Origin of the sequence: Chitiniphilus eburneus, assembly GCF_005048205.1 — a bacterium.
GTDB lineage: Bacteria > Pseudomonadota > Gammaproteobacteria > Burkholderiales > Chitinibacteraceae > Chitiniphilus > Chitiniphilus eburneus.
Genome location: NZ_SUMF01000005.1, coordinates 68544 through 81939 on the forward strand (window position 1 = coordinate 68544; position 13396 = coordinate 81939).

The 13396-nt window shown below is 64.3% G+C and carries 8 protein-coding genes; 4 read left to right on the forward strand and 4 right to left on the reverse strand.

From position 1 onward, the window contains the following. Positions 1–6: 6 nt before the first annotated feature. Entirely contained in the window at positions 7–2514 is a 2508-nt protein-coding gene (locus FAZ21_RS07480) for a beta-N-acetylhexosaminidase (protein WP_136772659.1), read from the reverse strand. Between the two features lie 622 nt (positions 2515–3136). On the opposite strand from FAZ21_RS07480, the gene purL reads away from it, so the two are divergent. Continuing rightward, positions 3137–7087 carry a phosphoribosylformylglycinamidine synthase gene (gene purL, locus FAZ21_RS07485; RefSeq protein WP_136772660.1) on the forward strand — a complete coding sequence of 1317 codons (3951 nt, stop codon included), beginning with the start codon at positions 3137–3139 and terminating at the stop codon, positions 7085–7087. A 59-nt stretch (positions 7088–7146) separates the two neighbouring features. Here the strand turns inward: purL and FAZ21_RS07490 are convergent, their stop codons facing one another. From FAZ21_RS07490 to FAZ21_RS07500, 3 genes are all read right to left on the reverse strand, one after another. After that, positions 7147–7968 (reverse strand): PEP-CTERM sorting domain-containing protein, encoded by an 822-nt coding sequence (locus FAZ21_RS07490; RefSeq protein WP_211243401.1) that lies wholly within the window; start codon positions 7966–7968, stop codon positions 7147–7149. 401 nt (positions 7969–8369) lie between these two features. Next, positions 8370–8717, reverse strand: a complete 348-nt coding sequence (locus FAZ21_RS07495) for a DUF4870 domain-containing protein (RefSeq protein ID WP_136772662.1) — start codon at positions 8715–8717, stop codon at positions 8370–8372. A 146-nt stretch (positions 8718–8863) separates the two neighbouring features. Beyond that, a complete protein-coding gene (locus tag FAZ21_RS07500; protein ID WP_169307297.1) occupies positions 8864–10039 on the reverse strand; it encodes an ABC transporter substrate-binding protein in 1176 nt (391 codons plus the stop codon). Positions 10040–10166: 127 nt separating this feature from the next. Here FAZ21_RS07500 and coaD point away from each other — a divergent pair, with 127 nt between their 5' ends. From coaD to FAZ21_RS07515, 3 genes are all read left to right on the forward strand, one after another. Beyond that, positions 10167–10667, forward strand: coding sequence for a pantetheine-phosphate adenylyltransferase (coaD, locus tag FAZ21_RS07505; protein ID WP_136772664.1), 501 nt, complete (start codon positions 10167–10169; stop codon positions 10665–10667). A 358-nt stretch (positions 10668–11025) separates the two neighbouring features. After that, positions 11026–11970, forward strand: coding sequence for a class I SAM-dependent methyltransferase (locus tag FAZ21_RS07510; RefSeq protein ID WP_136772665.1), 945 nt, complete (start codon positions 11026–11028; stop codon positions 11968–11970). Then, entirely contained in the window at positions 11940–13391 is a 1452-nt protein-coding gene (locus FAZ21_RS07515; protein WP_211243402.1) for an exonuclease domain-containing protein, read from the forward strand. The genes FAZ21_RS07510 and FAZ21_RS07515 overlap by 31 nt, the downstream gene beginning before the upstream one ends. The last annotated feature ends 5 nt before the right edge of the window (positions 13392–13396 follow it).

Here is a 13396-nt window from a genome sequence, read left to right on the forward strand (position 1 = left end):
GGTGGCTCAGCCGACCTGTACCGAACGGCCGCGACGGTTGGTGGTGGTGAACGCGGCCAGCGTGACCGTGCCGCTGACTGCCACCGGGCCGGTGTAGGCCGGCGAGGCAGCGTTCGGTTCGCTGCCGTCGGTGGTGTAGCGCAGCACGAAGCCCGGGCTTTCGATATTGGCCAGCAGCTTGCCGCCTTCGACCCGGGCGCCCGGCACCGGCACGCGGTAGCCGTAGCCGCCGAGGAAACCATCCAGGCGCGGCAGTTCGCGTTGACCCAGGCGGTTGGCGAACTGGTTCCAGTCGGCCTGCATGCGGCGGTCGCGCTCGCCTTCGTCGGCGATGAAGGTCCAGCCCGGATCGACGGCCCAGGCGCGTTCGGCCAGGGCAACGATGCGCGGCATGGCAAAGTGCTCGACCCGCGTGCCACTGCGGGCATTTTCACCCCACAGCTCGCCCTGGATGCCCAGCACGTTGCGGGTGCCGTCGGCGGTCAGGCGCGCCTTGTCCTTCAGCGAATCGCCCAGCTCGCCGCCGAACAGGTTGAGCTTGGCGGTGGTGTAGATATCGAGCGGGCAGAATTCGAATGCCTTGCGCGTATTGATGAAGCCGCCCCAGTAGTAGCCGGGCTCCTGCGGGTCCTTTTCATAGGCCAGGTCGAAATACAGATTGGTGACGTTGCACAGCACCACCTTGTAGCCGGCGTTGGCCAACTGGTAGGCGAAATCCTCCTGGCCCCAGCCCCACACGTTGTTCCAGACATACGGCTGGAAGTTGGCGTTGACGAACTTGGGGTTCGGCTTGTGAACGTGCGCGCCGTCGACGGTTTCGCTGGTGAGGGCAATTTCTTCCCAGCCGCCGAAGGTCAGGTCGTATTTCTTGAGGATGTCGCGATAGCGCGCCAGGAAATGGTCGAGCAGTTCGCGCGTGCCGTTCAGGCCATGCTGCTGCATGAAGGCCTGGCACTTGGGCGAGCCTTCCCACACCCCGGCGGGCACTTCGTCGCCGCCGGTGTGCATGGTCTTCCATTCCACGCCGGCCTCGGCGTACATCTCCTTCACGTCGCGGATCACGGTTTCGATGAAGTGATACGCGCCGTCGAGCGCGATGCAGATCACATTGTCGTGCCACAACTGCACCGACTCGTACTTGGAGACATCGTCGAAATCCGCCAGCAGGTAGTACTCGGCCTCGGCCTGCTTGCCGGCCTTCACCAGGCGGTCGTAACGCACGTTCATTGCCTTGATCGCCGAGCGGGCGTGGCCCGGCACGTCGAATTCGGGCACGACCTCGATATGGCGTGCGGCGGCGAACTTCAGGATCTCGATGTATTCGGCACGGGTATAGAAGCCGGTGCCATGAGAGTGCTCGACCTCGGCGCCGGAGCCGAAGCTGGGCACCAGGTTGTCGGTTTCGGTGGTGGTAAAGCCGCGCAGGCTGCCGATTTCGGTCAGTTCCGGCAGGCTGGGGATTTCCAGGCGCCAGCCTTCGTCATCGGTCAGATGGAAGTGGAACTTGTTGAGTTTGTACAGCGCCATGCAGTCGAGCAGGCGAAGGATGGTCTGCTTGGAAGAGAAGTTGCGGCCCACATCCAGGTGCATGCCGCGATAGGCAAAGCGCGGGGCATCCTTCACCTTGCCGAACGGCACGCTCAGCGTCGGCTGCGGATTGCGCCAGGCGTCCAGCGGCAACAACTGGCGCAGCGACTGGATGCCATTGAACACACCGTGCGCGCTGGCGCCGGTGATCACGATACCGTCGGCGTTCACTTCCAGCGTATAGGCCTCGGCGGCGGCGCCGCTGTCGGCCACGGCCACCTGGCCCAGTTGCAGCACGATGCCCTTGCCCCGGGCGGCGCCATGGAACTCGGTGCCGGTGAGGTCCTTCAGGGTCTGGCGCAGGAAGGCGGCCTCGCGCTCCAGCGCCACCGGGAAGACCACCGGTGTGTCGTGCGAGAAAGTGTAGCTGCCGCCGCCAAAGCTCGATTCCAGCGGGGTGGGCGTGATCCTGCCTACCTGGTCGGCCGGCAGCAGCGTCAGTGCTTCGTTATCGGCGTAACGGGTATCCGCGGTGACATAGGGCACCTTGTCGCCGTTGGAGCGGTTGCGTTGTTCCGGGCGGGTGAACGGCACGATTTCCGGGTCGCCGATCGCTTCGGCGCGCGCATCGGCCTGGCCGTCGCCATACACCACGTAGAAACCCAGCGGGGCGTCGGTTTCCTGGATCACCCAGAACAGGCCGACATAGCGGATGCTGCGGCTTTCGCCCGGAGCCAGCGTGCCGAAGTCGGCGGTGGGCACCAGCTTGGACAGGTCGCCGTTGACATGCACCATGTCCACGCCGCCGGTGACGGTGCCCGGTTTGACCTTGCGGCAGGCGTTGAAATAGATCGCCCAATCGTTGCCCGACAGCGGCGCATCGGATTGATTGGTCAGCGTCAGTTCGGCCAGGAAAGTGTCGCCGTCGTAGTGATTGGAAATGCATTCCCAGGTGAGCTTGAGTTGTGATCCAGCGGGACGGCTCATCGGTCTACTCCAAGATAGCGGTGGGAGAATACGAACGGCTCGCGACGCCGTAAGAAAACGAAGTGTCTGTGAGTTTAGAGCGATTGACTTACGCTCGCCAGCGCCCGTTTTGCCCAGATTGTCGCGAGCGGCCCGCCGGTATGACGGCCATGCGCGGGGTCGGAGGGCGCTTCGTCAGGGCTGTCGGGCTTGTAAACCGTGATTCCACTGGGCGTTGCGGCTCGTTATTGTGTGCCGATATCTGCATCAAACCCATGAACATCGATCCGCTTGGGCATAGAGGGCAAAGCTTCCTTCCGGCTGTGGAAACCCTCGGCACACCTGCTTCCAGGGTTTGCCATGGGACGGGCGTCAGCAAGGACGGGCCGACGGATGCCGTCCCGGCCGGTGAAAGTGGCGGTGACCGCCGATCCGCGAGGACGGGCCGCCCAGGTGCCGGTCGGTTCACCGGGATGCTTGCCATGGGGCCGGCCGCGCGGCCCGCAACGGCGGCGCCCGCGCAATCGGCGCGGGTTCCGGGCCGGGCGACGGCAAGCTTTTCCGGTATCATTGCGCCTGAATTTCGGCGCGGGGGTTGCTGCCCACCGCGTTTCATTTGTCGCGACCCCTACGGATCCGAATCATGGCTGATGTCCTCAAGCTGCGCGGTGGCGCGGCGCTCTCCGCTTTCCGCATCGAAAAACTCCAGGCCGCGCTGGCCGCGCAAGGCATACAGGCCCGGCTCTACGCCGAGTTCTGGCATTACGCGGAGGTCGATGGAGAACTGGGCGCCGAGCAGCGCACGGTGCTGGAGCGAGTGCTCAGCTATGGCGAGCCGGCACGCGACGGTGAAGCCACGGGCACGCTGCTGTTGGTACTGCCGCGCCTGGGCACGATTTCCCCCTGGTCGTCCAAAGCGTCCGATATCGTGCATCACTGTGGCCTGGAACAGGTGGCCCGGGTAGAGCGCGGCCTGGCGATTCATGCCAGCCATGTGGATGGCTCCCCGTTGAGCACCGCCGAGAAGAGCCTGCTGATTCCGCTGGTGCACGACCGCATGACCGAGCAGGTGTTCGAGACGCTGGACGCCGGCATCGAACTCTTCCGCCATTTCGCTCCGCGCGAACTGGTCAGCGTGGACGTGCTGGGCGGCGGCCGCGTCGCGCTGGTCAAGGCCAATGGCGAGTTCGGCCTGGCCTTGTCCGAGGACGAGATCGATTACCTGGTGGAGAATTTCGGCAAGCTGGGGCGCAACCCCACCGACGTCGAACTCACCATGTTCGCGCAGGCCAATTCCGAGCATTGCCGCCACAAGATCTTCAACGCCGACTTCGTCATCGACGGCGAAGCGCAGGATCACAGCCTGTTCGGCATGATCCGCGAAACGCACAAGGCACACCCGGAAGGCACGGTGGTGGCGTATTCCGACAACTCGTCGGTCATCGAAGGCGCCGAGGTCGATCGTTTCTACCCCAGTGCCGGCAGTGCCGAATATGCCTTCCAGCGCCAGCAGACGCATATCCTGATGAAGGTGGAAACGCATAACCACCCGACCGCGATTTCGCCGTTTCCCGGCGCGGCCACCGGCTCGGGCGGCGAAATCCGCGACGAAGGCGCCACCGGGCGCGGCTCGCGGCCCAAGGCCGGCCTGAGCGGCTTTACCGTCTCCAACCTGAATATCCCCGGCGCGATCCAGCCGTGGGAAGACCCGGCCTACGGCAAGCCGGACCGCATCGCCAGCGCGCTCGACATCATGATCGAGGGCCCGATCGGCGCCGCGGCCTTCAACAACGAATTCGGCCGCCCCAACCTCTGCGGCTATTTCCGTACCTTCGAGGAAAGCTTCGACGGCCAGCGTCGCGGCTACCACAAGCCGATCATGATCGCGGGCGGCCTGGGCAACATCGCCGCCATCCACGTCGTCAAGAACGCCTTGCCCGAAGGCAGCCTGCTGATCCAGTTGGGCGGCCCCGGCATGCTGATCGGCATGGGCGGCGGCGCCGCCAGCTCGATGGCCACCGGCGCCAATACCGCCGACCTGGACTTCGATTCGGTGCAGCGTGGCAATCCCGAAATCCAGCGCCGCGCGCAGGAAGTGATCGACCGCTGCTGGCAACTGGCCGATGCCAACCCGATCCAGTCGATCCACGACGTGGGCGCGGGCGGTATCTCCAACGCCTTCCCGGAACTGGTGAACGACGCCCACATGGGCGCGGTGTTCGATCTGCGCAAGGTGAACATCGAAGAATCGGGCATGGCGCCCAAGGAAATCTGGTCCAACGAATCGCAGGAACGTTACGTGCTGGGCATCCACCCGCGCGATCTGCTGGTGTTCGAGGCGATCTGCGAGCGTGAACGGTGCCCGTTCGCGGTGATCGGTCGTACCACCGAACAACGGCAACTGGTGGTCGAGGACCCGCATTTCGGCAACAAGCCGGTGGACATGCCGATGGACGTGCTGCTCGGCAAGCCGCCCAGGATGACCCGCGATGTGGCGCGTCTGAAGCCCCAGTTCCAGGTGTTCGATTCGTCCGCCTGCGACCTGAAGGATTCGCTGTACCGCGTGCTGCGCCTGCCCACCGTGGCCAGCAAGAGCTTCCTGATCACCATCGGCGACCGTAGCGTCGGCGGCCTGACCGCGCGCGACCAGATGGTCGGCCCGTGGCAGGTCCCGCTGGCCGATGTGGCCGTCACGACGATGGGCTTTGCCACCTATCGCGGCGAGGCGATGGCCATGGGTGAGCGCACGCCGCTGGCACTGCTGAATGCCCCGGCTTCCGGCCGCATGGCGGTGGCCGAAGCGCTACTGAACATCGCTGCCGCACCGATCGCCGCGCTGGGCGACGTCAAGTTGTCGGCCAACTGGATGGCCGCCGCCGGCCACCCCGGCGAGGATGCCAATCTGTACGACACCGTGAAGGCCGTGGGCCTGGACCTGTGCCGCGAACTGGGCGTGTCGATCCCGGTGGGCAAGGATTCGCTGTCGATGAAGACGGTGTGGCAGGACGGCGCCGAGAAGAAGGAAGTGATCGCGCCGCTGTCGCTGATCGTGTCCGCCTTCGCCCCGGTGGCCGATGTGCGCAAGACGCTGACGCCGGTGCTGCGCGCCGAGTTCGATACCGACCTGATCCTGGTCGATCTGGGCGACGGCAAGTGCCGCCTGGGTGGTTCCGCGCTGGCGCAGGTACACAAGCAGGTTGGCACCTGGTCGCCGGACGTGGTCAGCGTGCCGCATCTGAAATCGTTCTTCGAAACGGTGCAGAAACTCAATGCCCAGGGCCGCATCCTGGCCTATCACGACCGTTCGGACGGTGGCCTGCTGACGGCGGTGACCGAAATGATGTTCGCCAGCCACGTGGGCGTGACGCTGGAAATCGACGAGGTCTGCATCGAGCGCCGTCGCCGCGCACGCGAAGAGGACGAGTTGTCGTCCGAGGACGTGGCGCGCGCCGAGATGGGCCGCGTGATGGGGGTACTGTTCAACGAGGAACTGGGGGCGCTGTTGCAGGTGAAGCGTAGCGACACCGCCGCCGTGATCGCCGCGTTCTCCAATGTCGGCATCCGCAGCGAGCTGCACGTGATCGGTACGCTGAACCACGACGATCGCCTGAAGGTGAAGAAGCGCAACCGGCTGCTGCTGGACGAATCGCGCGTCGAGCTGCAAAAGGCATGGACGGAAACGAGCTGGCGCATCCAGCGCCTGCGCGACAACCCGGCCTGCGCCGATGCCGAGTTCCATCGGCTGGAAGAACGCCACGACAAGGGCCTGTTCGCCCAACTGACGTTCGAGCCGGGCGAGGACATTGCCGGGCCGTTCATTGCTAAGGGTGCGCGTCCCAAGGTGGCGGTGCTGCGCGAGCAGGGCGTCAACGGGCAGATCGAGATGGCCGCCGCCTTTACCCGTGCGGGCTTCACCGCCGTGGACGTGCACATGAGCGACCTGATCTCCGGCCGTATCAGCCTGGCTGATTTCCAGGGCATGGCCGCGTGTGGCGGCTTCAGCTACGGCGACGTGCTGGGCGCCGGTGAAGGCTGGGCCAAGAGCATCCTGTTCAATGCCCGTGCGCGCGATCAGTTCGATACCTTCTTCCATCGCGCCGATACCTTTGGCCTGGGCGTATGCAATGGTTGCCAGATGATGGCCAACCTGGCCGGCATCATTCCCGGCGCCGAAGCGTGGCCCAAGTTCACCCGCAACCAGAGCGAACAGTTCGAGGCGCGCCTGACGATGGTGGAACTGCCGGAATCGCCATCGCTGTTCTTCGGCGGCATGGCCGGCAGCAAGCTGCCGGTGGTGGTGAGCCACGGCGAGGGCTTCGCCAACTTCAGCCAGCAAGGCGACCTGAAGCACACCATCGTTGCCATGCGCTACGTGGACAGCCACGGCAAGCCGACCGAGGCCTACCCGGCTAACCCCAACGGCAGTCCGAAGGGCGTGGCCGGGGTGACCACCGCCGATGGCCGCTTCAGCATCATGATGCCGCACCCGGAACGCGTGTTCCGTACCGTGCAGATGAGCTGGCACCCGGATCACTGGGGCGAGGATTCGCCGTGGCTGCGCATGTTCCGCAATGCGCGCGCCTGGCTGGGTTGATCGGCCGGTCCGCAAAAAAAAAGGAGCGCTCAGGCGCTCCTTTTTTTCATGCTCGTCGCTCAGGAACGCGGCTCGCCGGCGCGTGCCTTGCGCCGCCGCGCCCAGCCGACCAGCCCCCCACCGGCCAGCAGCAAGGCGGTGGTGGTGGGTTCCGGCACCGGGGTGGTGATGGCATTGAAGGAGATGCGTTGCAGATAGAGATCGGCGCCGCCCAGATCGGCTTGCCACATGTAGACCGGCACTTCCCCATAGATCGGCACTTCGATCAGCGGGCAATCCGGCTGCCCGACGCAGAACGGGTCTTCCTGCCAATCGGTGCCGACCTGCACGATCTCGGTGCCCACCTGCACCTCGGTCCAGTCGATCGAGCCTTGCGCCTCGGCGGAGCCGCGCAGCGCCGGGGCAATCGGATCGTTGTATTGCAACTGCTGCACGAACGAGCCGCCGCCGCTGCTGTAGCTGCTCCAGCCCACGCCATCCACGCCCATGCCGACGCCACCGGGGTATTCGGTGTTGTAGCTGCCGATGAAGTCGATGGTGTAGCCGACGATCTTCTGGCCGGGCTTGGCGGTGAAAGAAAAGCCCGCGTCGAAGAAGGCGTGCACCGGCAGCAGCGGATCGCTTTCATTGATCGCGTAATCGAACAGCGATATCTGGCTGCCGAAATCGAGGGTCACCCCATTGGTGGAGGCCGAATAGCCCACGCTGTTCGGGTCCAGATAATTGGTCCAGCCCCAGTCGTAGTAGTCGATGCCGAAGGTGAAGGTATCCGGATCGAAATCGACGGTGACATGGGTGGAGTCGATGGAGGCGGGAATGGCGAACGCGGCCTGCGACAGCAGCAGGCCGGCAAGAACAGGCAAAACATGGCGCACAAGCATGACGATCATCTCCAGTTAATGGTTTATTTCGGGTAAGGCACCATCAGGCTAGAGCTAGCTTTGCAACAGGTTTGGTATGTCTGCTTTTCACATTATTCGAATGTACGAATATGACGCGGACAATTGTCACGGGCAGGTCAGGCAGGGCGGATTACGGGGTCGCTCCGCTGCACGGTGCAGCGGTCTGCTTGCGCCGGCAAGGATGAAAGGCGGGTCATGCGTGGTGAATGGTGCACTGCGGCGTAGGCGACTTACTGACCGCGAAAAAAGGATTTTCCGCGACCGTTGGTCGTGTCACTGTCGGTTGTTGCGAAAACGCCGCGCCACCGACGAAAAAGCCGCCAGGAAGGCGGCTTTTCGCTGCCGCCGGCCTGGTGCCGCCGGCGGTAACCAGAAGATCGTTACTTGATCAGGCGGATATTGAACGGCAGGCGATACGCCACGCCCTTGCTGGCGTTCACGGCGCCGAGGATGCAGAACACCAGATGCAGGATCGCCAGCACCGGGATCAGGAACACGCCGATCACGACGAAGGTGAGCACGAAGCAGGCGATGTAGCCGATGATCGCGGTGATCGACCAGTTGAGGGCTTCCTTGGATTGATCGAGGACGAAGGCATCGTCCTTCTTGATCAGGAAGACGATCAGCGGCGGAATGAAACCAAAAATCAGCGTGCCGATCCAGGTCAGCACCGCAAAGGTATTGGAATCGTTGGAAGGCGGCTGAGTGGTCGGTTGAATATCGGTCATCTCTGTTCCCCTGTCTTTGTTGGTGCGCGGACATGCGCTGAGGCATCTTAGAGTTGAAGAAAGCATGGGTCAAATCGGCGTAAACCAGGCGCAAAAAAACCGGCCGGGGCCGGTTTTTTTGTCCATCGTGGCGCGGCGCGCCGTGGCTAGCGCGTCAGCGTGCCGGTCGGCGCGATCATCGTCAGCTCGACGAAGTTCGAACCCAAGCGCTTGTTGGCGCCGAAATCGATGACGTAGCCGCCCAGGTCCAGCCGGGTGAGCGTTGCCAGCGCGGCGTAGGCGGCCGCACGCGTCGGCGCCTTGCCGGCACGCTTGATGGCCTCCGTTGCCAGGCGGGCCGCGATATAGCCTTCCAGCACCGCGTAGCTCGGATACTCGCCGCTGCGCAGCACCGCGCCCGCATCTTCCTGGAACTCGCGGATGAAGCGCAGTTGCATGTTGGCCGGATACGGATAGACCTGCGAGATGCCCAGGCCGTGCGCATCCTTCTTGCCCACGATGCGGATCACGTCTTCGAACTGGATCAGCGAGATGCCGTAGAGCTGGCTGGTGCCACCTGCCGCCTTGTATTGCTTGACGAAGGCGGCGGCCGGCTTGGAAATCGCCAGCACGATCACCGCCTGCGGGTTGGCCTTGGCCAGCTTGGCGGTGGCGGCGGTGACATTGCCGCTCTTGGCATCGAACGAGGCCTCGATTTCCAGCTTGAGCTGGCGCTTGGTCAGGGCGTCCTTCAGTGATTTCAGCGCAGCCTGGCCGTCGGCATCGTTCTGCACCAGCGCGCCCACCCGGGTGATCCCCAGGTTGCCGGTCAGCAGTTGCACGGTTTTTTCCAGTTCCTGCGTATAGCCGGCGCGGGTCTGGAAGATGTTCGGGTCGCCGGGAAGGCGGATCAGGTCGGCGCCGGCATGCACGCCCACCAGCGCCACGTTGGCGTTGGCCAGCACCTTGGAGCGGGTGAGTGCATCGACGGTGGCGGTGCCGTAGTAGTTCACCAGCATCAGCGCGCCTTGCTTGTCGAGCAGGTCGCGGGTGTTCTGGATGGCTTTTTGCGGATCGTTGCCGTCGTCCATCACCTTGTGATTGATGACGGCGCCGTTGATGCCGCCGCGTGCGTTGACGCGGCCGAAATACAACGATGCGCCCAGTGCCAGCGCCTTGCCGGTATCGGCGGCGATGCCGGTGGTGGGAACGGATTGCCCGATGACGATCTCGGATTCGGGGGCGCGATTGATCGCTTCGACCTCTTCGTCCTCCGGAGCGGCGACCGCGTTGGCCAGGACGCCTGCGATCATGCAGGGCAGCAGGAACTTGCGCAGCAGCATCTGGATCTCCCCCTTTGCTTGAGCTGAACCCCCTTGCTGGGGGCCGTTTTTGCTATGTCCGGGGCATCTTAAATTAATGTCCACCGATGGTATAGTGGCGGCTCGTTTCAACGATGAAGGGGCGGGCATGCGGCGCGGCGTGTATGCGGGCAGCTTTGATCCGGTCACCAATGGCCACCTGTGGATGATCGAGCATGGCGTACGCCTGTTCGACGAAATGATCGTGGCCATCGGCGAGAACCCCGACAAGCGCTACACATTCAGTGTCGAAGAGCGCGTGGCCATGTTGCGCGAGACCACCGCGCACCTGACCAATCTGCGGGTGGAAATCTTCGAGAACCGTTTCCTGGTGGATTACGCGCGCGAGGAAAGCGCCGACTATATCCTGCGCGGCATCCGCGAAGCGGCCGACTACGAATTCGAGCGCAAGATGCGCTACGTGAACGCCGATCTGGCGCCGCACATCGATACGGTGTTCCTGATGCCGCCGCGTGAAATCGCCGAAATCAGCTCCACCATGGTCAAGGGTCTGGTCGGCCCCGGCAACTGGGAAAGCGTGGTCTGCCAGTACGTGCCGCAACCGGTGTTCGAACGCCTGCTGGCCTGGCGGCAGTCGCAGCCCCGCTAGGGCGTGTCATCCAATGTTTCGCGGCAGCGCCGGGCCGAAGAAGCACCAGGCACCAGGCACCAGGCACACGACGCAGGCAATAACGGGTTATTGGCAAGGAGTGCAACGCAGTGGATGGTGTTTTTTCGGCCCAGCCCTGCGGGTTCGGGGCATTTCGGGCGCCATGCGGCGTCGCCGGCCGCTTGCGGTATCCATACCGCCGCGCGTCCAGCTCCTTGCATGGCATCCCGAACTGCACCGAACGCTGTCGTGAAACATTGGATGACACGCCTAGCCACCGCCGTTCTTCGCCCCAACCATAGTCTTTCGGGCTGCCGCCATCCGTGCGACAGCCCTTCATCATTTCTTCAGGCCCGTCATGTCCGAGATCGCCAGCTATACCAACCGCCTTGCCAAGAATGCCAAGCACTGGGGCAAATGGGCCCGCCGCCAGGGTTTGTCCTGCTATCGCATCTATGACCGTGACGTACCGGAGTTCCCGGTGATCGTCGACTGGTACGACGGCCACGTCCATCTCCAGGAATACGACACCGGCTGGGTGCAGACCGACGAAGCGCACGAGGAATGGCTGGCGGAAATCTGGGAAGCCACGGCGCATGCGCTGGGCGTGCCCGAGGAACAGGTGGCGGTGAAGACGCGGCGCCGCCAGGAAGGCGATGCCCAATACGAAAAGACCGGGCTGGCTGGCGAGGATTTCATCGTCGAGGAAAACGGGCTGAAGTTCATCGTCAACCTGGATACCTACCTGGATACCGGCCTGTTCCTGGATCACCGCAACACGCGACAGCGAGTGCGCGGCGAGGTGAAGGGCAAGCGCTTCCTCAACCTGTTCTGCTACACCGGCGCATTCACGGTCTATGCGGCGGCCGGCGGCGCACGCGAAACGATGTCGGTCGATCTGTCCAACACCTACCTGGAATGGGCGGCGCGTAATCTGGCGGCCAACGGTTTTGCCGATGGCCTGCATCGCCGGGTGCGCCAGGACGTATTCCAGTTTCTCACCGACGCCATCGACGACGTCGCGCAATACGACGTGATCGTGCTCGACCCGCCGTCGTTCTCCAACTCCAAAAAGATGCTGGGTGTGCTGGACGTGCAGAAGGATCACCGCTGGCTGGTCGAAGCCTGCCTGGAAATCCTCTCGCCCGGCGGCGTGCTGTACTTCTCGAACAATCTGCGCAGCTTCAAGCTCGACCCCGCACTGGCGCCGCTGTGCGAGGATCTTTCCGCGCAATCGGTCCCCGAAGACTTCCGCAACAAGCGCATCCACCAGTGCTTCCGCTTCACGCAGGGCGCCGTCTGACCGGCATGACGCCGCACTACCCCGAACCGATGGTCCTGGTGGACCTGGAAACCACCGGTGCCAACCCGCTGCGCGACCGCATCACCGAAATCGGCATCGTCGAAGTGGGCGAGGGCGGTACGCAGCGCTGGAGCACGCTGGTCAACCCCGGTGTGCCGATTCCCCACTTCATCCAGCGGCTGACCGGCATCGACGACGCCATGGTGGCCGACGCACCCAGCTTCGCCGCCCTGGCCGACGATGTGGCGCAACGCCTGCGGGGGCGGGTGTTCGTCGCGCATAACGCGCGCTTCGACTACGGCTTCCTGAAAAGCGAATTCAAGCGTCTGGGCCTGCCGTTTCGCGCCACGGTGCTGTGCACCGTGAAACTGTCGCGCAAGCTGTATCCGCAGCATTTCAAGCACAACCTGGACAGCCTGGTCGAACGTCACAGCCTGCATGTGGAGGGCGAACGTCACCGCGCGCTGACCGATGCCGAACTGCTATGGCAATTCCTGAGCGCCGCCGCGCGGGACCATGCCCCCGAAGTCATCCACGCCGCCATCGCCGAACTGACGCGCCAACCCGCGCTGCCGCCTGGCCTGGATGCCAGCGCGCTCGACGACCTGCCCGAACTGCCCGGGGTATACGTATTCCATGACGCGGCCGACGTACCGCTTTACCTTGGCAAGCATGGCAACCTGCGCAAGGGCGTACTGGCGCATTTCGTGGCCGAACCGCGTGCCCGCGACAAACCCTGGATCGCCGAGGTGCGCCGGCTGGCATGGCACGAAACGCCCGGTGAACTGGGGGCGCAGTTGCTGGAAACGCGCCTGCTCAAACAACTGACACCCCTGCACAACCCCCGGCCGCGCCCGGCGCGCGAACTGTGCGCCTGGCAACTGGTGCCGCGCGACGGCCTGCTGGTGCCCGAGCGCGTGGACGTCGCGCGGCTCGACTTCGCCCATACCGGGCGCGACCAGGTATATGGCCCATTCCGCAACCGGCGCGATGCCAGCAAACTGCTGGAAAAACTCGCCGACAACTTCCGCCTGTGCCGTCGCGCGCTGGGGCTGGAAACAGCCGGTAAAGCGGAGCGGGGCGGTTGCCTGGGTTGCGTGACCGGACGTTGCAAAGGCCTGTGCCTGGGCAAGGAAAGCGCGGCCCAGCACAACGCCCGCTTGCAGACCGCGCTGGCCAAAAGCGCCTTCGCACCCTGGCCGTACCCCGGCCCGGTCGGCCTGCCCGAAGGCCCGGAGTGGGCCAGCCGGCTGCATGTGATCGACCGCTGGGTCTACCTTGGCACCATCGCCGACCCCGCCGAATTGCCCGCGCTGCTTCAGGCGCCCACGCCAATGTTCGACATCGACCTCTACAAACTGCTGCACCAGGAACTACGGCGGCGCGGCGAGCAGTCGGTGCTGCTGCTGACGGCCTCTTGAAGGTA